Origin of the sequence: Rhizobium sp. YTUHZ044, from assembly GCF_051123975.1 — a bacterium.
Classification (GTDB): domain Bacteria; phylum Pseudomonadota; class Alphaproteobacteria; order Rhizobiales; family Rhizobiaceae; genus Rhizobium.
The window spans coordinates 1919715-1945322 of sequence record NZ_CP101426.1 but is presented as its reverse complement, the minus strand read 5'-3'; the positions used below and the strand labels follow the sequence as shown (position 1 = coordinate 1945322).

Annotated in this window: 29 protein-coding genes; 12 read left to right on the top strand and 17 right to left on the bottom strand. The window is 63.0% G+C overall.

The features are described from left to right. The first annotated feature begins 13 nt into the window (after positions 1–13). From NL154_RS09690 to NL154_RS09675, 4 genes are read left to right on the top strand one after another with little or no spacing between them, the layout of a single operon-like run. The gene (locus NL154_RS09690; RefSeq protein WP_210631337.1) at positions 14–1360 is read left to right on the top strand and encodes a multicopper oxidase family protein; all 1347 of its coding nucleotides are present in this window, start codon (positions 14–16) and stop codon (positions 1358–1360) included. A 33-nt stretch (positions 1361–1393) separates the two neighbouring features. Beyond that, positions 1394–1873, top strand: coding sequence for a cupredoxin domain-containing protein (locus NL154_RS09685; protein ID WP_221155098.1), 480 nt, complete (start codon positions 1394–1396; stop codon positions 1871–1873). Positions 1874–1893: 20 nt separating this feature from the next. After that, entirely contained in the window at positions 1894–2181 is a 288-nt protein-coding gene (locus tag NL154_RS09680) for a copper-binding protein (protein WP_210631339.1), read from the top strand. A gap of 56 nt (positions 2182–2237) precedes the next feature. Then, a complete protein-coding gene (locus NL154_RS09675) occupies positions 2238–2699 on the top strand; it encodes a DUF411 domain-containing protein (protein WP_210631340.1) in 462 nt (153 codons plus the stop codon). Between the two features lie 34 nt (positions 2700–2733). On the opposite strand, the gene NL154_RS09670 is transcribed toward NL154_RS09675, so the two are convergent. The 9 genes from NL154_RS09670 to NL154_RS09630 form a co-directional block, all read right to left on the bottom strand. After that, positions 2734–3102: a hypothetical protein gene (locus NL154_RS09670; protein ID WP_210631341.1), complete on the bottom strand. Its 369-nt coding sequence runs from the start codon at positions 3100–3102 to the stop codon at positions 2734–2736. Between the two features lie 80 nt (positions 3103–3182). After that, positions 3183–3674, bottom strand: coding sequence for an EF-hand domain-containing protein (locus tag NL154_RS09665; RefSeq protein WP_405047655.1), 492 nt, complete (start codon positions 3672–3674; stop codon positions 3183–3185). A 92-nt stretch (positions 3675–3766) separates the two neighbouring features. Then, positions 3767–5995 (bottom strand): copper-transporting P-type ATPase, encoded by a 2229-nt coding sequence (locus NL154_RS09660; protein ID WP_434733960.1) that lies wholly within the window; start codon positions 5993–5995, stop codon positions 3767–3769. Next, positions 5988–6665, bottom strand: coding sequence for a methyltransferase family protein (locus NL154_RS09655; protein WP_210631343.1), 678 nt, complete (start codon positions 6663–6665; stop codon positions 5988–5990). The genes NL154_RS09660 and NL154_RS09655 overlap by 8 nt, the downstream gene beginning before the upstream one ends. Continuing rightward, positions 6658–6927 carry a DUF2933 domain-containing protein gene (locus NL154_RS09650; protein WP_210631344.1) on the bottom strand — a complete coding sequence of 90 codons (270 nt, stop codon included), beginning with the start codon at positions 6925–6927 and terminating at the stop codon, positions 6658–6660. The genes NL154_RS09655 and NL154_RS09650 overlap by 8 nt, the downstream gene beginning before the upstream one ends. Positions 6928–6982: 55 nt before the next feature. Beyond that, complete coding sequence (locus NL154_RS09645; protein WP_434733959.1) at positions 6983–8464, bottom strand: multicopper oxidase family protein; 1482 nt, start codon at positions 8462–8464, stop codon at positions 6983–6985. A 105-nt stretch (positions 8465–8569) separates the two neighbouring features. After that, positions 8570–8953 carry a hypothetical protein gene (locus tag NL154_RS09640; protein WP_210631346.1) on the bottom strand — a complete coding sequence of 128 codons (384 nt, stop codon included), beginning with the start codon at positions 8951–8953 and terminating at the stop codon, positions 8570–8572. A gap of 20 nt (positions 8954–8973) precedes the next feature. Beyond that, entirely contained in the window at positions 8974–9279 is a 306-nt protein-coding gene (locus NL154_RS09635; RefSeq protein WP_434733958.1) for a hypothetical protein, read from the bottom strand. Positions 9280–9435: 156 nt separating this feature from the next. Beyond that, the gene (locus tag NL154_RS09630; protein WP_210631348.1) at positions 9436–10941 is read right to left on the bottom strand and encodes a winged helix-turn-helix domain-containing tetratricopeptide repeat protein; all 1506 of its coding nucleotides are present in this window, start codon (positions 10939–10941) and stop codon (positions 9436–9438) included. A 139-nt stretch (positions 10942–11080) separates the two neighbouring features. Between NL154_RS09630 and NL154_RS09625 the strand changes: the two genes are divergently transcribed. Both NL154_RS09625 and NL154_RS09620 read left to right on the top strand, forming a co-directional pair. Continuing rightward, entirely contained in the window at positions 11081–12283 is a 1203-nt protein-coding gene (locus tag NL154_RS09625; protein WP_434733957.1) for an MFS transporter, read from the top strand. 72 nt (positions 12284–12355) lie between these two features. After that, positions 12356–13324, top strand: a complete 969-nt coding sequence (locus tag NL154_RS09620) for a substrate-binding domain-containing protein (RefSeq protein WP_221146616.1) — start codon at positions 12356–12358, stop codon at positions 13322–13324. 72 nt (positions 13325–13396) lie between these two features. On the opposite strand, the gene NL154_RS09615 is transcribed toward NL154_RS09620, so the two are convergent. From NL154_RS09615 to NL154_RS09590, 6 genes are all read right to left on the bottom strand, one after another. Further along, the gene (locus tag NL154_RS09615; protein ID WP_434733956.1) at positions 13397–14662 is read right to left on the bottom strand and encodes an ABC transporter substrate-binding protein; all 1266 of its coding nucleotides are present in this window, start codon (positions 14660–14662) and stop codon (positions 13397–13399) included. A 25-nt stretch (positions 14663–14687) separates the two neighbouring features. Then, on the bottom strand, positions 14688–15521 hold the full coding sequence (locus NL154_RS09610; protein ID WP_221146614.1) for a carbohydrate ABC transporter permease: 834 nt from the start codon (positions 15519–15521) through the stop codon (positions 14688–14690). Beyond that, positions 15518–16441, bottom strand: a complete 924-nt coding sequence (locus NL154_RS09605) for a carbohydrate ABC transporter permease (protein WP_210631352.1) — start codon at positions 16439–16441, stop codon at positions 15518–15520. Before NL154_RS09605 ends, NL154_RS09610 begins: the two co-directional genes overlap by 4 nt. Then, positions 16434–17615, bottom strand: coding sequence for an ABC transporter ATP-binding protein (locus NL154_RS09600; RefSeq protein WP_210631353.1), 1182 nt, complete (start codon positions 17613–17615; stop codon positions 16434–16436). The genes NL154_RS09605 and NL154_RS09600 overlap by 8 nt, the downstream gene beginning before the upstream one ends. Continuing rightward, a complete protein-coding gene (locus NL154_RS09595) occupies positions 17612–18442 on the bottom strand; it encodes a metallophosphoesterase family protein (RefSeq protein WP_221146613.1) in 831 nt (276 codons plus the stop codon). Before NL154_RS09595 ends, NL154_RS09600 begins: the two co-directional genes overlap by 4 nt. 192 nt (positions 18443–18634) lie before the next feature. After that, positions 18635–19030 (bottom strand): hypothetical protein, encoded by a 396-nt coding sequence (locus tag NL154_RS09590; protein WP_210631355.1) that lies wholly within the window; start codon positions 19028–19030, stop codon positions 18635–18637. 207 nt (positions 19031–19237) lie between these two features. Between NL154_RS09590 and NL154_RS09585 the strand changes: the two genes are divergently transcribed. From NL154_RS09585 to NL154_RS09560, 6 genes are all read left to right on the top strand, one after another. Continuing rightward, entirely contained in the window at positions 19238–19426 is a 189-nt protein-coding gene (locus NL154_RS09585; protein ID WP_221146612.1) for a hypothetical protein, read from the top strand. A 93-nt stretch (positions 19427–19519) separates the two neighbouring features. Then, complete coding sequence (locus tag NL154_RS09580; protein WP_210631357.1) at positions 19520–19813, top strand: hypothetical protein; 294 nt, start codon at positions 19520–19522, stop codon at positions 19811–19813. Positions 19814–19872: 59 nt separating this feature from the next. Continuing rightward, on the top strand, positions 19873–20379 hold the full coding sequence (locus NL154_RS09575) for a winged helix-turn-helix transcriptional regulator (protein WP_210631358.1): 507 nt from the start codon (positions 19873–19875) through the stop codon (positions 20377–20379). 13 nt (positions 20380–20392) lie between these two features. Continuing rightward, positions 20393–21658, top strand: a complete 1266-nt coding sequence (fabF, locus tag NL154_RS09570) for a beta-ketoacyl-ACP synthase II (protein ID WP_210631359.1) — start codon at positions 20393–20395, stop codon at positions 21656–21658. Between the two features lie 92 nt (positions 21659–21750). Next, positions 21751–22179 carry a DUF4864 domain-containing protein gene (locus tag NL154_RS09565; protein ID WP_210631360.1) on the top strand — a complete coding sequence of 143 codons (429 nt, stop codon included), beginning with the start codon at positions 21751–21753 and terminating at the stop codon, positions 22177–22179. A gap of 106 nt (positions 22180–22285) precedes the next feature. Continuing rightward, the gene (locus tag NL154_RS09560; protein WP_434733955.1) at positions 22286–23356 is read left to right on the top strand and encodes an acyltransferase family protein; all 1071 of its coding nucleotides are present in this window, start codon (positions 22286–22288) and stop codon (positions 23354–23356) included. Positions 23357–23358: 2 nt separating this feature from the next. On the opposite strand, the gene tgt is transcribed toward NL154_RS09560, so the two are convergent. Together tgt and queA are read right to left on the bottom strand one after the other, a co-directional pair. Next, positions 23359–24489: a tRNA guanosine(34) transglycosylase Tgt gene (gene tgt, locus NL154_RS09555; protein WP_221146610.1), complete on the bottom strand. Its 1131-nt coding sequence runs from the start codon at positions 24487–24489 to the stop codon at positions 23359–23361. Next, complete coding sequence (gene queA, locus NL154_RS09550; RefSeq protein WP_210631363.1) at positions 24490–25572, bottom strand: tRNA preQ1(34) S-adenosylmethionine ribosyltransferase-isomerase QueA; 1083 nt, start codon at positions 25570–25572, stop codon at positions 24490–24492. It lies immediately after the preceding gene. Positions 25573–25608: the final 36 nt, after the last annotated feature.

Genomic DNA, 25608 nt, shown 5'->3' with positions numbered 1-25608 from the left:
AAAGGAACCCACCATGTTCAACAGACGACAACTGTTCGGTGCGAGCGCATCCCTGTTGGCGGCCGGCGCCTGGACGAAAACCTCGGCGATGGGTCTGCCCGACGCCGCGACAATGGAGTCGGCGGACATGCAGCCGCCGCTCCATCCGACTTCCGGCCCGGATTACCAGCCGGTCGTCACCCTCAACGGCTGGACCCTGCCCCACCGGACGAACAACGGCGTCAAGGAGTTCCACCTCGTCGCAGAGCCGGTCGAACGCGAGATGGCCGACGGCATGACCGCATATCTCTGGGGCTATAACGGCCAGTCTCCGGGTCCGACCATCGAGGCGGTCGAAGGCGACCGGGTGCGCATCTTCGTCACCAACAAGCTGCCGGAACACACGACGATTCACTGGCACGGCATGATTCTGCCGTCAGGCATGGATGGCGTCGGCGGGTTGACGCAGCCGCACATTCCGGTCGGCAAGACCTATGTCTACGAGTTCGATCTCGTGAAGTCGGGCACCTTCATGTACCACCCGCATTCCGACGAGATGGTGCAGATGGCCATGGGCATGATGGGCTTCTTCGTTGTCCATCCCAAGGACCCCGCGTTCATGCGCGTCGACCGCGACTTCGTCTTCCTGCTCAACGCCTATGACATCGATCCCGGCTCGTATGTGCCGAGGGTCATGGAGATGACCGACTTCAACATGTGGTGCTGGAACAGCCGCGTGTTTCCGGACATCAGCCCGCTGGTCGTTTCCAGGAACGACCGCGTGCGAGTGCGGGTCGGCAACCTTACGATGACGAACCACCCGGTTCACATGCATGGTTATGACTTCGAGGTGACATGCACGGATGGCGGATGGGTGCGGCCCGAGGCTCGATGGCCGGAGGTGAGCATCGATATCCCCGTCGGCGCCATGCGCGCCTATGAGTTCGACGCCAAATACCTCGGCGACTGGGCGATCCACTGCCACAAGTCGCATCACACGATGAACGCGATGGGCCACGACATCCCGACCTTCATCGGCGCGGATAAGTCGAAGCTCGCCGAGAAGATCAGGAAGCTGCAACCGGATTACATGCCAATGGGCACCAAGGGCATGGCCGATATGGGCGAAATGGAAATGCCCATTCCCGAGAACACTGTTCCGATGATGACCGGCTGGGGGCCGCATGGCCCGATCGAGATGGGCGGCATGTTCTCGGTCGTGAAGGTCCGCGAGGGCATCTCGGCGGACGATTACTCCGATCCGGGCTGGTACGAGAACCCGCCCGGAACGCAGGCCTGGGAGTGGACTGGCGAACTGCCGGACGCCGCCAGGGCCAAAGACGCGAAGACGCAAATCACGCCGAAGCCGACGAACGGCTGAGATTCAGTATCCCAAATCAAAAAGGATCTACGCATGAAGAATTATGTAATGGCACTGGCACTCGCCGCGCTTGCAACCCCTGCCCTCGCCTCCGGCAATCACGCCGGCGGTCACGGCGAGAAAATGGCTGTCGGAGAGCCTGGCGACAAGGCCAAGGCGACACAGACGATCCGCGTCACGATGAAGGAAACCGACGACGGCAGGATGTTGTTCACGCCCGCGGTCTTCAACGTTCGCAAGGGACAGACCATCAAGATCGCGATCAAGAACGCCGGCACCGTCGACCACGAATTCGTGCTCGATCAGGAGGAAAAGATCCTGGAGCACAAGAAGGTGATGGAAAAGTTCCCGGAAATGGAACATGCCGACGCCAACTCCATCCGCCTTCCGGCCGGTCAATCCGGCGAGATCGTCTGGAAGTTCACCACCGACGGCGAGTTCAAGTTCGCCTGCCTGATTCCCGGCCACTACGAAGCCGGCATGCACGGCGACGTCACCGTCGCCGGGAAGTAACGCGCAAAAGGAGCCATGAAATGAAAACTGCAATGATCAAAATCAGCCTAGCCGCCCTGCTCTCTTTCAGTGCAGCCTTCGGTGCGTTTGCTGCGGAGTTCACCAAGGGCGTGGTCAACAAGGTCGACGCCAAGGCGAAGAAGGTCACCATCAAGCACGAGGACCTGAAGAACCTCGACATGCCGGCGATGACGATGGTCTTCCGCGTCGAGGACCCGGCTCTGCTCGAAAAGCTGAAGGAAGGATCGAGCATCGAGTTCGTTGCCGAACGCGTGAATGGCAAGCTGACCGTCACCGAAGTAAAATAACGCACTCCCTGTCGCTCGGATACATCCGGGCGACAGGGCATCGAGGAGTGGAGACGATGCACAGGAGAAGCTTCATCGCAATGGCGGCGTCCGCCCTTGCGCTTCGTGGCGGAGGGGCCTTCGCCGCCACAACGGCGAGAATGACGGTCTACAAGGATCCGAACTGCGGTTGCTGTCACGAATGGTTGAAGGCTATGGCTGCGGCGGGATATTCCGTCGATGCCCACAACACCGACGACCTCGCCGCGGTAAAGGCTCGGCTGGGCGTTCCCGCCGACTTGGTGGGATGCCACACCGCCGTCGTCGAGGAATACTACCTCGAGGGACACGTGCCACTCGAGGCCGTCCAGCGACTGCTGCGGGAGCGGCCGCCGCTCCGGGGACTGGCCGTGCCGGGCATGCCGTCCGGTTCGTTGGGAATGGGCGACGACCCGCAGGCGTCCTACGACGTTTATGCGATCCCGTCGGGGATCGGTGCCTCATACGTGTTCATGGAAATCCGCCCGCCGAAGGGTTAACGCGTCGATTGAACAAAGCATGCCGCAATGCCGATCAGGAGAGCGGGGCGTTGCAGAGCGCTGACCAGAGATCGTGTTTCCAGTCGGTTCCCGGCCGCGCCGAAACGTCAACCGCATAGTCGGCGGAATTGATCCGGACCATGGCGGGCGAAACGCATCGCACCCTCGCCTTGTGTCTTCCTCCGTCTTGATAGAGCACAGCCCCGCCACCGTCGAATTCCGACAGCGTGATGACGACGTCGAAGTCGAAGGCGTGATCGCGGGACGCAGTTCCCTCCGCTAGACTGAGGCTGACCGACCGGCTGCCGCCGAACGAAGCGGTGTGGAATACGGCAAGCTCGGCCGCCGCCGACATCGATGCGGACTGCGCGCAAAGGAGCAAAGTCAGAAGGACACGGCGCATTTACCCCTCCCGTGGTGAATGCATTTCGATCCTATCATATCCTTGGAGGCTTCGCGACAGGGCCTTCGGGGTCGCCTCCGCTATGGCCTCCAGAACGTCTGCATCTCTTCGGGTGTGACCTTGCCGTCCTTGTTGGCGTCTACGCTACCGAAGATCCGCTTGTGGATCGCCGTCACCTCCTCGAAGGACAGCGCGCCATCCCCGTCGGTGTCGGCGATCGCGAACATGATCTTCATCATGGGTCCGCGCATAGCCATCGTTGGCATCGCCCCCATCATGCCGGGCTGCATCGGCATGCCCCCGGCCGCGCCAGGCTGCATCATCATGCACTGCATTGGCATCGTATTGCCTTTGCCTTGTCCCATCATGCCGGACTGCATCATGCCTGATCCGCCCGGCATCGCGCCCTGGCCTTGCACGGTCGTGTCCTCCATTCCCGACGGCTGAGTCGCCTGCGCCGGGTCCGCAGGATGATGGGGATCCGCCCCGCTCGTCTGCGCAAGGGCGAGCTCTGCACTGCCGACGGCAATCGCCGCGGCCAGCAGGATAACATTTGGCATTGTCATTCCCATGTCGTTTCTCCTTTGGCTGGTTCTATCCGCGCCCGCTTGCCGGGAACAGGATGGATGCGAATGCCGTGTCCAGCGGGCGAGCCGCAGGTCACCTAGTCGATGGCCGAACGGCGCAGCCTGAGCGAGTTGCCGATGACGCTGACCGATGACAGCGCCATGGCCGCGGCCGCGATGATCGGCGAGAGCAGCAGCCCGAAGGCGGGATAGAGTACGCCTGCAGCGATGGGCACGCCCGCCGCGTTGTAGATGAAGGCGAAGAACAGGTTCTGGCGAATGTTGCTCATGGTCGCATGGCTGAGCTTGCGGGCCTTTGCGATCCCCTGCAAGTCGCCCTTCAGCAGCGTGACGCCCGCGCTCTCGATCGCCACGTCGGTCCCCGTTCCCATGGCGATGCCCACGTCGGCGGCGGCAAGTGCAGGGGCGTCATTGACCCCGTCTCCTGCCATGGCGACGACGCGTCCTTCGCTTCGGAGCCGCGCGACCACCTTGCCCTTGTCCTCCGGCAGGATCTCGGCCTCGACCTCGTCGATGCCGAGCTTTCTCGCCACGGCCTGCGCCGTCGTCCTGTTGTCTCCGGTCAGCATGACGACGCGGATGTTCTCCTCCTTCAGCGAACGCAGCGCGGCGGGCGTGGTCGTCTTGACTGGATCGGCAATGGCGATGAGACCGCCCACCTTGCCGTCAATGGCTACGTAGATCACCGTCGCACCCTCGCCGCGCAGCGTCTCGGCCTCGGCCGCGAGCGACGACAAGTCGACGCCGGCCTCGGCCATGATCCGATGGCTGCCGATGACGAGATTCCGCCCGTCGACCGTACCGGTGACGCCCTTGCCGACGGGACTGTCGAACTCGCGGGCCTCGCCCAGGGCAAGGCTCCTCTCCTGCGCCGCGGCGACGATGGCCGCGGCGAGTGGGTGTTCGCTGGCACGTTCGAGCGTTGCGGCCAGCCGCAGGAGTTCGGATTCGTCGAATCCTTGGACGGCCTTCAATGCAGTCGCCTTAGGCCTGCCTTCCGTCAGCGTGCCGGTCTTGTCGACGACGAGCGTATCGATCTTCTCGAAGCGTTCCAGCGCCTCGGCGTTCTTGATCAGCACACCCATCCTCGCGCCACGTCCGACCCCGACCATGATCGACATCGGCGTCGCCAGCCCCAGCGCGCACGGACAGGCGATGATCAGCACGGCGACGGCGGCGACGAGGCCGTGGGCGAAGCGCGGCTCCGGCCCCCAGACGCCCCAGGCCACGAAGGCAGCGACTGCGACCAAAATCACCGCTGGGACGAACCAGCCCGACACCTGGTCGGCGAGCCGCTGGATCGGCGCGCGGGAGCGCTGGGCCTCGGCTACCATGCGGACGATCTGCGAGAGCATCGTGTCGCGTCCAACTTTGCCCGCCTTCATGACAAAACCACCGCTCTGGTTCATCGTGCCGCCGATCAGCCTGGCGCCTACCTCCTTCGTGACCGGCATGGATTCGCCGGTGATCATGGATTCGTCTACGGAGCTACGCCCCTCTAGCAGCTCCCCGTCGACCGGGACCTTCTCGCCCGGACGGACGCGCAGGCGGTCGCCAACTGCGACAACATCGAGCACGACGTCCTCGTCCGTACCATCGTCCCGAATGCGGCGGGCGGTCTTCGGGGCAAGATCAAGCAGCGCCCGGATCGCGCCGCCGGTCTGCTCCCGCGCCCTGAGCTCAAGCACCTGGCCCAGCAACACCAGCACGGTGATGACTGCGGCCGCCTCGAAATAGATCGCAACCGAACCGTCGGCGGCGCGGAACGTGGCAGGAAAGATGTCCGGTGCCGCCGTTGCGACGACGCTGTAGACCCACGCGACGCCCGTTCCCATCGCGATCAGCGTGAACATGTTGAGGCTGCGGTTGACGAGCGAGGACCAGGCCCGCTTGAAGAACGGCGATCCCGCCCAGAGCACGACCGGCGTTGCCAGCACGAGCTGGATCCAGTTGGAAAGCTGCGCGCCGAGCAGCATGTGCAGGTTGGTGAGATGACCTCCCATCTCCAGGGCTAGGACCGGTAAGGTCAGCACGAGACCGATCCAGAACCGCCAGGTCATGTCGACGAGCTCGGCGCTCGGTCCTGCCGCTTCGGTCGCGACCTCGGGCTCCAGCGTCATGCCGCAGATCGGGCAGGTGCCGGGTCCGACCTGCCGGATCTGCGGATGCATCGGGCAGGTATAGATAACGCCTTCCAGAGGCCTCGGAGCAGTGCCCACCTGCACGACAGGCTTCTTGTCTTCCTGATGACGATAATGATCGTTATGGGCGTGCGCGTGGGCTTCATGCGAGTGATGATCAGTCATGGACCGCTCCTCCTCGACTGCTTCCGGCTGCATCCGCGCCATGACCAAGCCTCGGAATAAATGGCGGAACGGTTCTGGCATACGCGTCCCACGCAGCTCCAAACTCCGCTCTGGAGGCCTCCTCCTCCCGCCTCGCAAGTCGCACGTACACCCACACCAGCACCGGGAACATCGCGAGCGTCACGAGCGTCGGCCACTGCAGCAGGAATCCAATCATGATCACAACGAAAGCGTCGTATTGCGGATGCCGGACGCGAGCGTACGGACCTGTGGTCGCCAGGCGATTCTCGCGCTGAGCGGCATAGAGCACGTGCCAGCTCGAGGCGAGCAGCCAGAACCCGGCGATGATCAGCACATTGCTGGCGAGGTGAAACGGCCCGAAATGCGGATTGACCCGCCAGCCGAACATCATCTCGAGAAGGTGGCCGGCGTCGTGCGACCAGAAGTCGACGCCCGGGAACTGGCGCCCGAGCCAGCCAGACAGCAGGTAGATCGTCAGGGGGAAGCCGTACATCTCCGTGAAAAGCGCGACGACGAAGGCGGAGAAAGGACCGAGCGACCGCCAGTCCCGATTCGTCCCGAGCTTCGTGAAGCTCGCGGCAAAGACGATGAACACCACGGAATTGATGATCACCAGGCTCCAGAGCCCGTAGGCAGGGGTGTCAGACATCGTCGGCCTCCTTCCGGTCCTGCTTGCTCATGCCAGCCCGATAGTTGGCATGGTCCTGGCCGGAATGGCCGCCATGACCGCCGTGGCCGTGATGCATGAAGAGATGCATCAGCGGGCAGGCCAGGATGAGGAGCCATGGCAGGATGCCGAGGACATGCACACGGTGTTCGTATGCGATGAGGGCCAGCGCGATCGCGGCGAAGGCGATGAAGACGGTTCGGCTGTAGCTGCTCCAGGCCGACGGAGGATGATTGTCGTTCATGAGGATGCCTCGTTCTAATGAATTCGCAGGAGGCTTCGCGGTTCTCGGAGCCGCGTCAACCGATGCCGTCGTAGGTGACGAAGGCCATCATGCCCGACGCCATGTGGTAGAGGTGATGGCAGTGCAGCGGCCAGCGGCCGGGATTGTCGGCGTCGAACGCCAGGACGACGCTCGCCATCGGCGGCAGCAGAACCGTGTCCCTGACCGCGCCGGCGACGGGGGTTCCGTTGATGCCGACCACCTGGAAATGATGCCCGTGCAGGTGCATCGGATGCGCCATCATCGAGGAATTGGTGATGGCGATCTCGATCCGCTCGCCGCGTTTGACCACCAGACCGTCCGTGCCGTCGATGCCCCAGGCGTAGGAGGCCATGTCGCCGCCCAGCGACAGCTTGAAGAGGCGGTCTGTGGCGCGAGCAGCCAGCGGTCTGAGGGAAAGTAGTCGCTGTTCCAGACCGAGCCCGAGGACTGGCCCCTTGGCGTCACCCGCGTCCGCGACCCTACGAACGTCCGCGCCAGCCGTGGCAAGGATCACGCCTGTGCGTTCCAATGCTCCTTCGCGCAGAGCAAGGACGGGAAACGCGCCGCCATCCTTCGGAATGCTGAGGCGAATGTCGAGGCGCTGTCCCATCGACACCGGGAAGGACGTCCCGGCGACCGGCTGCACGCCCTGCCCGTCGACGGCAAACAGTTCCCCGGAGAGGCTGCCCGTGTCGATGGTGAATGCGGTGGCGGTGGCGCCGTTGATGATGCGCAGGCGGATTCGGCCGCCTTTCTCGACCTTTACGATCTCGGGATCGTCGAGCGTTTGGTCGTTGGCGAGATAGGCGTCATAGTCGATGTCGTTGACATCCATGGCCATTGCCGGCGTCGCCATGCCCGCCATGTTGTCGCCGGACACCATATGCTGCATGCCGGCCATACCTTGCATCGAGCCGAGGTGAGCCGGCATGCCGCCGGAGGCGCCGTTCCCTTTCAGCTTTGCCAGCAATTCCTCCGCCGACAGAAACGAGAAATCGTGGAGCAGCACGATCACCTCCTGTTCGTCGCGCAGCTTGTCATCTGCCGCCTGCACGATCAGCGGAGCCGCGAGCAGGTTCTGCTCCTGTAGCGTATGGGCGTGCATCCAGTGCGTACCGCCCGCGCCAACCGGGAAGGTGTAGTGGCGACTTTCCGATGGCTTCAGCAGTGCGGCCGGATTGTCTGGGACGCCATCTGCAGCCCAGGGCGGGGTCAGACCGTGCCAGTGGATCAGCGTCGGCTGGTCGATGGCGCTCGACAGCATGACGTCGAATTCCGTTCCGGCGTCCAACGCGAGTCCCGGCGTTCCGTCCGGTCGGACGAGGCCGAAGACGCGGGCGGACTTGCCCTTCACCTCAATGGTTCGATAGCCGATCGAGAGTGCATGAGGTGTCATCTGTGGTGCGGATGAGGGTCCGGCCTGCTGCGCGAAGGCGCAGAGGGGTCGAAGGCCGGTCGATGTGCCGAGCGCTGCAGCGCCGGCCATCAGACCATTCAAGAAATTACGGCGATTCATTGCAGTTGGTCCTTTATCCGGATCGGCGGTGCCGACCATTGGTCTGGGTGTCCGCAAGGAGGCCCGCGGAACGACCGGATAGCGCCGAGGCGCAATCCGGCATCCTCAGACTGGGAAACGAGGAGGGCCTAGCGTGGGAGGAGACGCCAGGCCGCTGCCGGTCTGATTGCGCCACGCAAAAGGAAGAAAAGAACTTTGGGCTGCCGGAGCTTCGAGACGGTCGATCAAGACCGCGGCAATGCAAAAACCGCATGGCGCGGAGCAGCAGGCTTTATGGTCGGGTGCTTGAGAGCCGGTATGACGCCAGGTATGGGCATCGCTGTGGAGGGGGGAGCGTTCGAACTGCTCTTGGACCGAAGGGTCATGAACCGAACCGTCATGGCATTGCATCGCTTGCAAGCCGGACGCCGGAACGAAAAGAAGCGCCAGCGCGATCAGGACGGCCTGCAATGCGCTCATCCAATCGAAACAGCAGCGGTCGGCGGCCATCTGTCCGGCTCCGTTCCCCCTCAGCCGAAACGTCGGCTGATGAAATTGAAGATAGTGGCAATCAGCGCACCCGCATAGCCGCCGAAGATAAGGCTTTGAACGATGCCGAGCGCCAAGCTTCGAACATCGAAACCGGTCAGCCCCAGGTAGAACTGCAGCCATGGCCTATGCAGACCCCATTCCGGGGAGATGAAACCGAGCAGCATGCACAGCAGGAATGAGATGGTGGCGAAAGCGGCGAGCGTCGCGCCGAGCACCGGCACGGAGACATGCCCCGGCATCGCCGGGGAACTTGCAGGTTGAGCATGAAGAACAGTGTTTGCCATCGAACGATCCTCCGACCGGCCGCGGTTGCAGCCGTGACGACAGCGCAATCATCTGCCCGCTCGTCGCAAACTTCCTTGATTCAAATCAAATACGGAAGCCGCCCGACGCTAAGGCTCGCCCGGCGCCTTCGAATGCCGCTTGTACGCGAGATGCGGTCAGGGGAGCCCAGCTTTGCGGTAACCATCGACGAAATGCTCAAGCGTAGCCGCCTCGCGGAAAGGCTCCATCGTCGCCCAGTGACTGGTTGAAAAATGGGGGTTGGCGACGAGGAACAGTTCGGCTTCGGCACGCGCCTCGTCGAGCCGGCCGAGCTGGGCCAGGCTGGCCGCCAGGAACCGGCGTGAGCTTGTGCGATAGGTCTCATCCCGCCGCAGCGTCTCGATAGCGGCCTCGTATTTCCCCGCCGCATACTGCGCTTGGCCGAGCGCCAGATAATACCAGCTTGCCGGAAAGGGGTTCAGCCGGAATGCCTTGCCGATATGCTCCAGCCCCTCGTCGATCCGTCCGGCGAGGACCGAGATATCGGATAATGCGGCAAAGGTGTCCGCCTCATTCGGATCGAGTTCGATTGCCTTGGCGAATTGAGCATCCGCCTCGACGAAATCGCGTGCATAAGCAAGCAGATAGGCGAGAACCCAACGGCAGCCGGCATCGTTCGGATCGATCGCAATAGCCTTACGCGCCAGTTCCAGAGCAGCGTCGCGGTTCGATTCCGTCGGCCCGCCGCTATGGACCCATCCCATCCAGTGGTTCATGGCAAGCCAGCGATAGGCCTCGGCATAGTCCGGGTCGAGGCTGACAGCGCGCGTCAGCATCAGATGCGCTTCCTCGGCTGCCTGCGGGGAATCGTCCATCAGCTTGCGCGCCCGCACGCAAAGGTCGTAGGCATCGAGGTTCTTCGGCCGATTTCGCGGCGGCGGCGCGCGCAGCCGACCGAGCAGCGCTTCGACGATCCTGGCCGTCACCTCGTCCTGAACCGCGAAGATATCGTCCAGGCTGCGATCGATGCGATCCGCCCAGAGATGATCGCCGCTCGCCGCGTCGATCAGCTTGGCGTTGATGCGCACGCGCCCGGCGGCACGCCTTGCGCTGCCCTCGAGCAGGTAGCGCACACCGAGCTCCTCGGCGATTTCTCGCACGTGCGTGGCTCGGCCCTTGTAGGCGAAGACCGAGTTGCGGGCGATGACGAACAGCCCGGGCATCCTGGAGAGGTCGGTGATAAGGTCTTCCGTCAGCCCGTCCGCGAAGGATTCCTGTTCGGGATCGTTGCCGATATTCAGGAAGGGCAGCACGGCGATCGACGGTTTATCAGGCAGCGGCAAGGTTTTTCGCCTCATGCCGCTCAGCCGATGCACGGCTCCCGTGAAGCGGTAACCGACGCGCGGAACCGTTGCAATCCATTCACCGCCGCCGGCGGACGAGCCGAGCAGCTTGCGCAGCCGCGCGATCTGGACGGTGAGGTTGCCTTCCTCGACCGCCATGCCTTGCCAGGCCGCGTCCATCAGATCGGTCTTCGCGAGGATTTCTCCCGTTCGCCCGACGAGCGCCGCAAGCAGCTTCAGCCCGCGGTGGCTGATGGCAACGGGATCATCGTTCCGAAGCAGCGTTCCCGCATCCGGATCAAGCACGAACGGACCAAAGGCAAAGCGCGATCCCTGCATAAAGCGGATCTATAGTCCGTTTGGAAGTTTTTGAGAACGTTTTGGCGAGGCTTAATTACGCCGCTCCCCCTATCCTGCAGAATTCCATCCTCTTTCAACTCATGGGCTCGACCCACCATTGATCAAGGAGGAGATCTGCATGACCACCGCAAGCACGACATCACAGAGGGAGGATCGGATTCCATGGACTGCGATGGCCGGCATTATCGCGACGGTGACGGTGTTTGCCGCGGCGCAGGGACTGACCTACCCGCTGCTGAGTTTCATCCTGGAGCGACAGGGAATAACATCAGGCCTGATCGGCCTCTCGGCAGCGATGACGCCACTGGGTTTCATCATATCGGCGCCCCTCATTCCGGCGCTTTCGCGAGGCGTAGGCGGGGCGCGGCTGGCCATCCTCTGTTCGATCCTGGCTGCCCTTACCCTGGTCGCGATTGCCGGGACCCAGCAGGTCTGGGCCTGGATGCCGCTGCGTTTCCTGCTCGGCTTCTTTGCCAATCCGCTCTACGTGATCAGCGAAACCTGGCTGATCACGATCACGCCGGCACCGCGCCGCGGCCGAATCCTCGGCCTCTATTCATCGATCGTTTCGGCTGGTTTCGGCATCGGCCCACTATCCCTGGGCCTCGCCGGCACGGAAGGCTGGCCCCCCTTCACGATCGGCATCACGGCCTTCCTTGCCTGCGGCCTGATCGTGCTTGCCGTTGCCCCACACCTGCCTGACATGCCCGACGAAGGCAAGGCAACGTCGGTCGGCGGCTTCTTCGCGCTGGCGCCGCTGCTGCTGTTTGCGGTTTTCACCGCCGCCGCCTTCGAGCAGATCCTGCTTTCCCTGTTCACCGTTTATGGAACGGTACTCGGCAGCGCCGAGGAGCGTATCGCTTCGCTCATCACTTGTTTCGTCGCCGGCAATGCCATACTGCAGATCCTGCTCGGGCGGGCGGCCGAGCGGTTCGGCGCGCCGCGGACCATGTTGTTCTGTGTGCTGGCTTGCCTCACCGGCTGCCTGCTGCTGGCGTTCATCTTCAACACCTGGCTCGTCTGGCCGCTGGTTTTTGTCTGGGGCGGTGTCTCCTTCGGGCTCTACACCACATCGCTGATCGAGCTCGGCGAGCGTTTCAACGGCTGGACCCTGCTCGCCGGCAATGCAGCCTTCGCCTTCGCATGGGGCATCGGCGGCATGGCGGGCTCGCCGGCGGCCGGACTGGCGATGCAGCTGATCGGGCCTCAGGGTCTGCCACTATCTCTCGGTCTGCTCAGCGGTGTCCTGGCATTGCTTCTTTGGGGTGAGAAACGGCGCGGCGCCGCCTCTGACCGGCGCCCTCCCCGATCGCCGCAGTGAAGTGTCAGATCAATGTCATCGAAACCCTTTAAAGCGCCCCGCAATGAATTGGATTGATGCGAGGTGCTTTTGATGGCGACATTGCAGCAGGTCGCGTTCCGGGCAGGATGTTCGCTGGCGACCGCAAGCAGAGTTCTCAGCCGCAACGGACCAGCCAGCGATCTGATGGTGCGCAGGGTGCGCCGCGCCGCCGCAGAACTCGGCTATCATGCGGCCGGACGGCTCGGCCGCAGGCCGGTGGTCGGCGTCTTAATTCCAAGCATCACCAATCCGGTCTTTGCCTCGTCGCTGTCAAGCATCCAGAACCGCATGCTGGTCGCCGGCCATGGCGTGTTGATCGCCCAGTCGAATTACGATCCGGCACGCGAGGCCGATGCCGTCGCGGCGCTGCTGAACGACCGACCGACAGGGCTGATCCTGACTGTTTGCGATCCGTCGACCAGCGAGGCGCTGCTTGCCAGGCTGCCGCCGACCGTGCTGCTCCACAACCGGCCGACGGCACAGTTTCCGGCGGCGGTCACCGCCGACAATCGCGGCGCCGGCCGGGAGATCGCCACCTTCCTGATCGGCAGGGGCCATCGCCGCATTCTCTTCCTCTCCGGCAATTTCGCCGCCTCCGACCGGGCGCGGCTTCGCTACCAGGGTTATCTCGACGCGCTGGCCGAGGCCGGGCTGGCACCACTCGATGCCGTGCAGATCCCCTTCGTCGGCAGTTACGACCAGCTCGATCTCAGCACCATCATGACCGCGCTTGCGCCGACGGCGATCATCGCCTCCAACGATCTTCTGGCGCTCGGCGTCATTGGCGCGCTGAAGCGTGAGGGGCTTTCGGTGCCTGGGGATATTTCGGTCGCCGGCTTCGACGGCATCGCCATCGGCCGGCTGATCGATCCGCCGCTGACGACCATTGAAATGCCGGATGCCAGCATGGGGGCGACGGCGGCCTCGCTGCTTCTCGACATGGCGGAGAATGCCGCCCCTGCCCGCCATCTCGATGTCGCCTTTACGCTGCGCCGCGGCGGCACGGTGCGGCCCATCTGAGACGCTTGAAAACAAGAAGGGCCGCCCTGCGCTCGGCGTAGCGGCCCAACTCTTTCCTTATCGGAAAAGCGATCAGCTGCGCGGCAGCATGCCCTCGACATCAGCGGCCGCGTCGTCGAGCGCTTCCTTCGGCTCGGCCGACTGGTCGACGATGCGCGAGAGGTTGTCGACGATCGTCTGGGTGACCTTGACGCCGTTCGAGCCGGGGAAGGCATACCAGGGGATCATCACCGGCATCTGGCTGAGGCCAGCCTGGAACAGCGGGTTCTGCTTGTAGAAATCGCCGAGATATTCGGGCGACTTGGCGGCGAGCTCGTTGTTCGGGACATAACCGGTGCCGGGCACGACGACCGAGGCGCCGTAAGGGCCGGCAGCGAATTTGGCGAACTTCCAGGCGGCGTCCTGCTTGGCGGCGTCATGCGTTACGATGACGACGGCGTTACCGCCCGTCGGCAAGCGGCCGCTTAGCGGATCGATCAGCGGGATCTTGGCGGTGCGCAGATCGAACTTGTTACCAACGTTCTTGATCGTATTGCGCAAGGCGCCCGTCGTCTGGAATTCGAAACCGACCTTGCCGGCCGCGAAAGCCTGTTCGCCGGCGGGCTTGGTGAAAACCGGCATGCCGCCTTCGGTGACGAGGCGATGCAGGACTTCGACGGCCTTCTTGCCCTCCGGACCGTTGAAGGCGACCTTGCTTTCGTCGTCGCTCAGCATCTTGCCGCCGGCGCCGAAGAGGAGCGCGGAAAACATCCAGTCATCGCCCTGCCAGCGGAAATCGATGCCGTCGACGCCGTTGCCGAGCGCTTTGATCTTACCACCGAGCGCGATGACCTCGTCCCAGGTCTTCGGCGGATTATCGGGATTGCCGCCGGCCGCCTTCACGAGATCGGCGTTGTAATACATGATCGGGTTGGAAGTGGCGAAAGCGAGACCGACCTGCTTGCCCTTGACCTGGGCGAGCTTGAGGATCGTGTCAGAGAAGCCCTGCTCGGCCATGTTGCCGTCCTTCTGGACGAGCGGGCCGAGATCGATGGCGACGTCGCGCTCGTCGAGCATGCGCAGGCGGTTCAGGCCGATAAAGGTGATGTCGGGCATTTCGCTGGTGCCGGCCTGACGAAGGATCGTCTGGATGCCTTCCTCATAGGTCGCGGACGGGCTGGCGAACTGGATCTTGATGTCGGGGTTCTCAGCCATGAATTTCTTCGAGATCGTGTCCATCACGTCCTTGAAGAAGCCCGGCATCGGGTAATGAACCGTCAGCGTCGTCTCGGCATGCGCCGGAAGCGCGATTGCCAGGGATACGGCCGCTGCGGCGAGAAGCTGGGTGATATGTTTCATCGCTCGTTCTCCTGAGTTGAACCGATCAGCCTTTGAGACCGGTCATGGTGATGCCCTCGACGAAACGCTTCTGCGCAAGCAGGAAGGCGATGACGAGGGGAAGGGTAATCATGAGGGTGGCGGCCATTAGCGCGCCGTAGTCGTCGCCGGCTTCGGCGGCGCGAAAATACATCAGCCCGAGCGGCGGCGTGGCGTAGTCCTGCCTGCTGATGACGACCAGCGGCCAGTAGAGGTCATTCCAGTGCGCGACGACCGAGAAGATGGCGAAGGCAGTGACTGCAGGCCAGGCATTCGGCACGATGACGCGAGCGACGATGCCGAGCTCGGACATGCCGTCGAGACGCGCAGCATGGATGAGATCATCCGGCATGGCGCGAAAGAACTGCAGAAACATGAAGATCGCGAAGACCGAAATGGTGAAGGGCGCAACGAGGGCGGCGTAGCCGTTGAGCAGCGAGGCGTGGTCGAAGGCGACATAGAGCGGCAAGGCGGTCGCATGGATCGGCACCAGCAGGCCGAGCATGACCAGCACTATCATGGCACGGGCGGCCCCAAAGCGCAGCTTCGCCATCGCATAGGCGCAAGGGATCGCCACCAGCACCTGGAAGAAGAAGATCAGCCCACAGACGACGACGCCGTTCCACAGGAGCCGCGCCATCGGCACCCGGCTCAGGGCCCTGGCAAAATTCTCCGCATAGGTGAGGTGCGCCGGGATCAACGACAGCGACGAAGTAAAAATATCGCTCTGCGCCTTGCCTGCCGCCGAAATCATGAAGACGTAGGGCGAAAGGAAGATGATCGCGCCCAGGGAAAGCAGCGTCAGGCGGATGATCCGGCCGAGGGAAAAAGCGCGCGTCATGTGTAATGCACCCGCCGATCGAGGATGCGGAACTGCAGGAACATCAGCACCACGAGGATCAGGAGAAAGACAACGGTCATCGCCGAGGCGTAGCCGACGCGCAGGTAGACGAAACCTTCCTGGTAGATGGTAAAGAGCAGCACCTCCGACGCCTTGTTCGGCCCGCCTTCCGTCAGCGTCTTGACCGTCTCGAAGACCTTCACCGCGTTGGTGATGCTGATCGTGATGACGAAGAGCGTCGTCGGCCCGAGCATTGGCCAGGTGACGAGCAGGAAGCGATCGAGGGCGGATTTGGCGCCGTCCACTTCGGCTGCCGCGTAAAGTTCGCGCGGGATCGCCGTCAGCCCGGCCAGGAACAACACCATGTTGAAGCCGGCCGACTGCCAGACGCCGATGATCGAGAGGCTGTAGAGCACCGTGCCGGAACTGCCCAGCCAGTTCGGCCCTGGCAATCCCGCCAATGCCAGAAGCGCGTTGATGGGTCCGATGGTCGGATGAAACATATATTGCCAGACGGTCGCCATAGCGACGATCAGTGAGGCGACCGGCAGGAAATAAGCGGTGCGGAAGAAGCTGCGCGCCGCCGTCTCGCTCTCGATCAGCATGGCGATACCGAGGCCGAGAAGGATCGAGACGGGCGCGACGATCGCCGTATAGACCGTCGTATTCCAGAGCGACTTGCGGAACGTGCGGTCGGTGATCAAATGCGCGTAATTCTCGAAGCCGACGAAGCGGAACTTGCCGTAGCCGAGTTCGAAATCGGTAAAGCCGAGGAAGATGACAGCCGCGACCGGCAAAAGCACGAAGAGGAACAGCAGCACGATCGCCGGCAGCACCAGCATCCAGGCGATGCGGGCCTCGCTGCTCCGATGTGCAACGGCGGGATTGCCAACTACGCCCATGGAAACGACGTTAGCCATGCGCCCTCTCCCGCGCGATATCGCCTGCGGCGAGCTCATTGCCGGCCTCCGCGCGAGCGGCCAGCCGGCTGCCATCCTTGGCGAAAGCCATCGTCCGGCCTGTGGCAAGCCGCAGCCCGACCGGATCGCCGGCGGCGAGGCCTGCAGCCTCCGGCGGCTGAACCTTGGCGATCACGGTCTCGCCGATCGCATCGAGACGGCAATGGAGGATGACCTCCGATCCCAGGAACTCGACGCGCTCGATCCGGGCGGCAAGCCCGTCCTGGCGGTTCCGGTCGAGAGAGACGAACTCGGGGCGAATGGCGAGCGTGACCGGCATCTTGCCGGCGGGCGAGTTTTCCAGCGTCAGGCGCAGGTCGCCAAAGGCAACCACACCGTCTTCGGCTTCCGCCGGCAGTTGATTGATGCGCGGCTGGCCGATGAAACGGGCGACCTCGACATGGGCGGGATCGTCATAGATGACCTCGGGGCTTGCGATCTGCAGCAACCGGCCGCCCATCATCACGGCGACGCGATCCGCCATCGACAGCGCTTCCGCCTGATCATGGGTGACGTAGAGCGTCGGCACGCCGGCGCGGCGATGCAGGTCGACGATCTCGCCCCGGGCGTGGACGCGCAGGTTGGCGTCGAGGTTGGACAGCGGCTCGTCCATCAGGAAGATGCTCGGCCGGCGCACCATGGCGCGGGCGAGCGCCACGCGCTGGCGCTGACCGCCGGACATCTGGCCGGGCTTGCGGTCGAGCAGGTGTTCGATCTTGAGTGATGTCGCCATTTCCCTGACGTCGCGGGCGATCGCCGCGCGGATGGCGCGCTGGCTCGGCATCAACGAACCGATGAAGGGCAGCCGCTGCATGTTCGACAGGCGGCGCATCGCCAACGGCACGGCGATATTCTGCGACGCCGTCAGATGCGGATAGAGGGCGTAGGACTGAAAGACCATGGCGATGTTGCGGTCGGCGGCTGCCACGCCCGACATATCTTTCCCGCCGATCAGGATCTCGCCCCCGTTGGCGTGGTCGAGGCCGGCAAGCACGCGCAGGAGCGTGCTCTTGCCGCAGCCGGAAGGACCCACCAGCGCGATGAATTCGCCGCCGCCGACATCGAGGCTGACGCCATTCAGGATCTGGTTACCGGCGAAGGACTTGGTGATGCCGCGAAGCGAGAGCGCGCTCATTCCACCGGTTCCCGCTGCTTGACCGCCTGGGGATAGACCTCGTGAACGACGTCATCGAGCACATGCGCGGTCATGCCGGGCACGGCGACGATCGCGCTTGCGACCGACGTATCGAACTCGTGGACGACGGCGCCGATCAGGCGCTCGCCCGGCATTTCCCGCTCCATCTTATCGATGATGAAGGCCGCCGACGGCCCCCATGTCAGCTGGGTGTTGCCGAAGCCGCCCTGCCAGGCCCAATGGAGGTGGCCGCTGGCGAAAAGAGCCACGTCATGGGCGGCGATCAGCTCGTAGAGCTGCTGGCGCTGAGCCGGCCGGACGCTCCAATAGCCGGTATCGCCTTCGTCGGGTGCATCCACGAACAGCGGCTTATGCGCGAACAGGGCCACGCGCCGCCCGGCCCTGTCGGCAAGCGCCCGCTCGAGCCATTCGAACTGCGCCTGCTCCTCATCGTCCTCATGACCGAGAAGCAGCGCGTTCAAGCCGATGAAGCGCCAGCCGGCTCCATCTTCCAGCCAGCGATCGGGGCCGGCGACGCTGCGCCAGCGGGCCAGCCGCTCGGCATTGACGGGCTGGTCCGAACCCTTGAGGTGGCCGACATCGTGATTGCCGGGAACGATTAGCATCGGGATCGATACCTGGCGCATGAGATCCATCGAGAAGACGATGTCCTCGTCCTTGTCGGCGCCGTCGACGGTGAGATCACCGGTATGGACGATCAGATCGGCGCCGGTCTCTTCGATCCAGCTTAAAAGTGGTGCCCAGTTGCCGTTGAAATGCGGCTTGCCGGGGCTGAAATGCGTGTCGGTGATCTGAATGATTTTCATGGGGCGCGCGCGTCTCCGAGAACCTCGGAAGCGTCTCCTGGACGCTCCCTTCTCGGCCCCTCTCTAGAGGGCTCCCATGTCAATCAGACAGCTGCGGTTTTCAGCTGTTTTTCAGTTTTGACGTCAATCCGTCACACAGGCGCAGGCCGCTCCCGCATCGGGAGCCGGCTAACCTGCGGGATCGGATGGAGATCAATGCCGCGGCGCGTTGGCGGGAATGGACGATACCGTCGCCGAAACGGGGTCGCTTGCCGGAAAGGTGTCCTCGAGACCTTCGTTAAGCTCCTCTTCCAGCGTTTCGCTATCGTGGGTGGAACGCGCGCTCGGCTGGCCGACGAGGCCCTTGCTGCCTTCGTCAAAATTGCCGTTGCTCAGGGCGTCGTACCGGTTGATGCTGCCGTCCGCGTTGCGGCCCGGAAAGGCGGTCAGCTGAACCATCATCACCTTGGCGTGGTCGAGCGCCGTCGAACTGTCGAGCTCGCCATGGGAATTGTTGATTTTGACGGCAATCGACTCTCCTCCCTCGCCCAGGAATTCCACAATGAAGAAGTTGCCGGACTGTGTCACGCGCGTATCAATCAACTGCATGGGAGCCTCCTGTGTTCATGCCAAACCAACGGCGATCAGCAGCAGGAGTTCCACAACGACGCCATTTCCATGCTGTGCATGCTGCGCCGAGGGTCAGATCCGCTGAAACTCGGCTGGCTTTTATGGTTAATTTATTAATAATTCGGAGTTTATATTGGAACCAGGCGGCCTTTCCGCATGTTGTTGCTGCGCCGTGGAGGAACCTCGATGATCCTGAAAATCCTTGCTCCCAAGATCGACGCCGATTGCCATGATACCGGCACCTATTCCGACGGGATCTTCGCCGAAAACCGCATCGACCTTTCGTCGCGCGGTGACGGCCGCCGTCGTTCCCCACATGAACGCGATTACGGCGCCGACAGAAAACTGGAAAAACTGCCGCTCGGCTTCGTCTAAGCAGCCTGCGGAAGGCCATAACCTCCTCTTGCCGGCCGGATGATCCCGGCCACATTCTCCTGTGACGCCACTCGCGCAGGTCAGGAGAACCCTTTGCCCTGGATCGCCTACATCGCCCATTTCATCGCCGCGGCCTTTCTGGTCAACGGCATCCCGCATTTCGTCAACGGCGCCAGCGGCCGGCGCTTCCGCACCCCGTTCGCCAATCCAAGTTCGCCGACGGTGAATGTCATATGGGGCTGGGCGAACTTCCTCATCGCCTTCCTGCTCTTTGCCAATATCGGGCCGCTCTATATCGGCACTCCGGGCGATACGATCTTCGCCGCGGCTGGCATGCTCGTCACCGGCATCCTGCTCGCCCGCTTCTTCGGAGGTGACGGCATCTAGAGCTTTCCTACGCATATGTTACTTGCATGATGATAGTCACTCCTGTACTGACATCTGCCATGCAGCGGACAAGTTTCAGCCAATTCAAATGCCCGGCGGCGCGCGCGCTGGACAGCGTCGGCGACTGGTGGAGCATCCTGATCCTGCGCGACGCCTTCCAGGGGCTGTCGCGCTTCGACGACTTCCAAAAAAGCCTCGGCGTGGCCCCGAACATCCTGACGCGACGGCTGAAACACCTGACGGATGAAGGGCTGTTCGAACGACGGCTCTACCAGCAGCGCCCTGCCCGCTACGAATATCTGCTGACAGAAAAGGGGCGCGATTTCTTTCCGGTGCTGATGGCGCTGTTTTCCTGGGGAAGTCGGCACATTCCGGAAGAGGATCTCGCCTTTCTACTCAGCGACGCCGCCTCCGGCAAAGCGCGCGAGACGGTCCTTGTGGACGCACGAACCGGCGAAGAAGTAACGCCCCAAAACACCAGCCTGCTCGCTGGACCAGCCGCCGACGACGAGGTGCGTGCGCGGATCGCCCGCATGCGCGCCTGGTATCTCGGCATCGACGCATAGAGAGGAAAATACCATGGATCGCATCGTTGTCACCGGCATGGGACTTGTCTCGCCCCTCGGCACCGGCGTCGAGCCTGCCTGGAAACGTCTCGTCGACGGCGCCTCCGGTCTGAGGGTGCTGCCGGCCGATGTCGTCGGCGAGCTTTCGGCCAAGGTTGGCGGTGTCGTCCCCGGCCTCATCGAGGATGTCGAGGCTGGTTTCGACCCCGACCGCTCCATCACGCCGAAGGACCAGAAAAAAATGGATCGCTTCATCCAGTTCGCCATGGCGGCGACGGAGGAGGCGGTGAAGCAGGCAGGCTGGATGCCGACCGATGAAGGCAGCCGTGAACGCACCGCAACGATCATCGCTTCGGGCGTCGGCGGCTTTCCTGCGATCGCCGAAGCAGTGCGGATCGGCGAGACGCGAGGCGTGCGGCGGCTATCGCCCTTCACCGTGCCCTCCTTCCTCGTCAACCTCGCCGCCGGCCAGGTCAGCATCCGCTATGGGTTCAAGGGTCCGCTCGGCGCGCCGGTGACGGCCTGTGCCGCCAGCGTCCAGGCTATTGGTGATGCGGCGCGGTTGATCCGCTCCGGCGAAGCCGATGTGGCGATCTGCGGCGGTGCCGAGGCCTGCATCGACAAGGTAAGCCTCGGCGGCTTTGCCGCCGCGCGTGCGCTTTCCACCGGCTTCAACGAGACGCCGGAACTGGCCTCGCGGCCCTTCGACACAGCGCGCGACGGTTTCGTCATGGGCGAAGGCGCCGGCATCCTGGTGATCGAAACGCTGAACCATGCGCTGGCCCGCGGGGCCACACCGCTTGCAGAACTCGTCGGCTACGGCACGGCGGCGGATGCCTACCACATGACCGCAGGCCCAGAAGATGGCAATGGCGCGCGCCGGGCGATGGAGGCAGCACTCAGGCAGGCGAAGATTCCGGCCTCGGAGGTCCGGCACCTCAATGCGCACGCGACGTCGACACCGGTCGGAGACAAAGGCGAAATCGCTGCGATCGGCACGGTCTTCGGCCGCAACGGCGCCATTGCCGTCAGCGCGACGAAGTCGGCGACCGGCCATCTGCTCGGCGCGGCCGGCGGGTTGGAAGCAATCTTCACCATTCTTGCGCTGCGCGATCAACTCGCGCCGCCGACCCGCAACCTCAATGAAGTCGATCCGGCCGCCGACGGCATCGATATCGTCGGCAAGACGGCGCGGCCGCTGGCGATGGACTATGCCATCACCAACGGCTTCGGTTTCGGCGGCGTCAATGCCAGCGCCCTGTTCCGGCGCTGGTCGTAACACGGCTGCGCAGTTTTGCTGGAATTGCGCCGGAAATCGCCTACACTTCCGCACTGTCGGGGATCTTTCTCCGACAGAGCCGGAGATCATCCATGCGCGCCTTCTTCGCAGTTCTCATCCTGTGTGCCGCGTCCCTCGTCTCCACCGTCTCAACCCGCGCCGAAGACCCGATCGACACGACACGGACGATGATCGAGGAGCAGATCAAAGCCTTCCTCAACGAGGATGCCGAGACCGCCTATTCCTTCGCCGCTCCCGCCATTAAGGCGATGTATCCCGACAAGAACCTGTTCTTCGCCATGGTGAAGAAGAGCTACGAGCCGGTCTATCATCCCGGCAATTACGCCTTTGGCCGCAGCCGCTCGATCGATAACGGCGCTCTGATCTACCACGAGGTGCTGATATCGGGCCGCGACGGCAGGGATTGGACGGCGATCTATCAGATGACCCGACAGCCGGACGGCAGCTACCGGATCAACGGCGTGCAGATGATGCCGGATGCCGACAGCAAAGGCATTTGAAGCGCTGTTCTTGGCTGGATGAAACACTGCCCGGCACTTGGATTCGTTGCACTAACCATTTTGAAATCGTGCTGGAGTAAAAATCCGTCAGCGGGGGATTGGCGGGTTGAATACAGGCAAGCAGTTTTTCACGGCACTTGAAGCGTTGCGAGGAATCGCGGCCATCGTGGTCATGTTCCTACACACTGGCGGCACGCTTGGTCCGATACCTGTCAACATCAGCTACCTTGCCGTTGACCTTTTCTTTCTTTTGAGCGGCGTCGTGCTTGCGAATTCGTACGAATGGCAACTGGCAACGGGACAGATTTCGCCTGCAGGATTTCTGCTGCAGCGTATCATTCGGCTTTATCCTGTATATCTGCTTTCTCTGCCTGTTGGCCTTGTCAGCTATGGAATTCAATTCGGCTTCGATTGCCTCACCCTGGCCGGACTTCTTCTGAAGGCGGTTCTGTTCATTCCAAACGCAGGCACGGGCGGCGCCTTTCCTCTGAACGGGCCTAGTTGGTCGCTCTTCTTCGAACTCTGGGCCGGAGTGCTGTTTTCCGTTCTTCTGGTGCGACTATCGTCCAGAATCTTGCTCGCCATCGCCCTCGCAACAGCGGGTATCACCTTGTACGGTGCCCTTGGGGGCAATTTCGACATTGGCCATCAGGCGGGCTATTTCGGATTTGGCTTCTCGAGAATTTTGTTCTCGTTCTCGCTCGGGATCTGCCTTCGCAGGTTGCACGAACTTCGGAGGCCGAATGCGGTCAATAGAGGCAATACCATCGGCATTTTCCTCTGTGGTTTGCTGATTGTGATCACGAATATACCCGCGAGCACATTCTACGGTTTTCCCTATTTTGATCTTTTCGTATGCTTCGTGATTTTCCCGGCCATTGTCTGGGTCGCAATGCGCACGAGGCAGACCGGCCTAATCGGGCTGGCATTCCGTTGGCTGGGGATCGTTTCCTATCCGATTTATATACTGCACGCCCCCATCTTCGAGTTGCTGCATTTACTGCGGCAAAAGGGCTTTGACCTCCCGGCCTCTCCGGCAGCTGGGATGGTCGTCGTGATAGCGATTATCATCATGGCGGGCATCGTCGCCATTCACTTCGACGAGCCAGTGCGCAAAAAGCTCAAGACAATGACTGCGCCAAGACCAGCATCTGAGCTTCCCGCGGGGGCGAGCTAGCCTCAAACCGGGTCGAGATCGCCCCTTGCCCATTCCTCCATGGTCTCCGCCATGAAGTCGGCGAAGCGGCCTTCGGCGATCGCCTTGCGGATGCCCTGCATCAGTTCCTGGTAATAGGCGAGATTGTGCCAGGAGAGCAGCATGCCGCCGAGCGCCTCATTGGCGCGGACGAGATGGTGCAGATAGGCGCGGGAATAATCGCGCGAGGCCGGGCAGTTCGACTGTTCGTCGAGCGGACGCATGTCCTCGGCATGACGGGCGTTGCGGATATTGACCTTGCCGCGGCGGGTGAAGGCCAGGCCATGGCGGCCGGAGCGGGTCGGCATGACGCAGTCGAACATGTCGATGCCACGGGCGACAGATTTGAGGATATCGTCAGGCGTGCCGACGCCCATGAGGTAACGGGGCTTCTCACCCGGAAGCACGGGCAACGTCGTTTCCAGCATCCGCAGCATTACATCCTGCGGCTCGCCGACGGCAAGACCGCCGACAGCGTATCCCTTGAGGTCGAGCTTGGTCAGCTCCTCGGCCGAACGGACGCGCAGCGCCGGGATGTCGCCGCCCTGGACGATGCCGAACATGGCCTTGCCGGGCTGCTCGCCGAAGGCCACCTTGCAGCGCTCGGCCCAGCGCAGCGACATTTCCATGGCGCGCTCGATCTCCTTCGGCTCGGCCGGCAGCGCCACGCATTCGTCGAGCTGCATCTGGATGTCGGAGCCGAGCAGGCCCTGGATTTCGATCGAGCGCTCCGGCGACATGTGGTGCAGGCTGCCGTCGACATGCGACTTGAAGGTGACACCCTGCTCGTCGAGCTTGCGCAGGCCGGACAGCGACATGACCTGGAAGCCGCCCGAATCCGTCAGGATAGGATGTTCCCAGCGGATCAGCTTGTGCAGGCCGCCGAGGCGGGCGACGCGCTCCGCTGTCGGGCGCAGCATCAGGTGATAGGTATTGCCGAGAATGATGTCAGCGCCGGTCTCGCGCACCTGGTCGAGATACATGGCCTTGACGGTTCCGACCGTCCCGACCGGCATGAAGGCCGGTGTGCGGATTTCGCCGCGCGGCATGGAAATCTCACCGAGACGGGCGCCGGCATCGGTCTTCTCGAGCGTGAATTGGAAGTTCTCTGTCATCTAGTCTTTCCGGAAAAGAAGGCTCGCGTCGCCGTAGGAGTAGAAGCGGTAGCCCATGGAAATAGCGTGTTCATAGGCCGCATGCATGGTTTCGAAGCCGGCGAAGGCCGAGACCAGCATGAACAGGGTCGAGCGCGGCAGGTGGAAATTGGTCATCAGCATGTCGACCGCCTTGAAACGGTAGCCGGGCGTGATGAAGATCCCGGTGGCGCCGGCCCAGGGCTTGATCTCTCCACTTTCCTCGGCGGCGCTCTCGATCAGCCGCAGCGAGGTGGTGCCGACACAGACGATACGCCCGCCTCTTTGCTTTACCGCGTTCAGCCGGGCAGCAGTTTCTGCGCTGACGTAACCGCTTTCGAGATGCATCTTGTGATCGGCGGTATCGTCAGCCTTCACAGGCAGGAAAGTTCCGGCGCCGACATGCAGAGTGACGAAATGGCGTTCGATACCGGCCTTGTCGAGGGTCTCAAACAGGCCAGGCGTGAAGTGCAGGCCGGCGGTGGGGGCTGCAACGGCGCCCTCCTCGCGGGCATAGATCGTCTGGTAGTCGATGCGGTCGCGCTCGTCCTCGGGGCGTTTGGCGGCGATATAGGGCGGCAGCGGAATATGGCCGACGGCGCCAATCGCCTCGTCGAGCGCCGGACCGGAAAGATCGAAGGCGAGGGTCACTTCGCCGGCTTCGCCCTTTTCCTCCACCGTCGCATCGAGCGAGCCGATCATGCAGCTTTCGCCACTGTGGCCAAAGGCGATGCGATCGCCCTCCCTGATGCGCTTGCCCGGCTTGGCGAAGGCCTTCCAGCGGCTGGGACCGACGCGCATGTGCAGCGTCGCTGAGACCTGCTGCCCGCCAGCGCCGTCGCGATGACGGATGCCCTCGAGCTGGGCGGGAATGACCTTCGTGTCGTTGAAGACAAGCGCGTCCCCGGCGCGCAGAAATGACGGCAGATCGGAAACACGATGATCCGATAGTGCGCTTGCCGCATTTGCATTCACGACGAGCAGCCGTGCGCTGTCACGCGGCTCGGCGGGCCGCAGGGCGATGCGCTCCTCGGGCAGATCGAAATCGAAAAGGTCAACGCGCATAAGTGTACTTTCAGGCAAAGCGAAACCCGCCCCGCG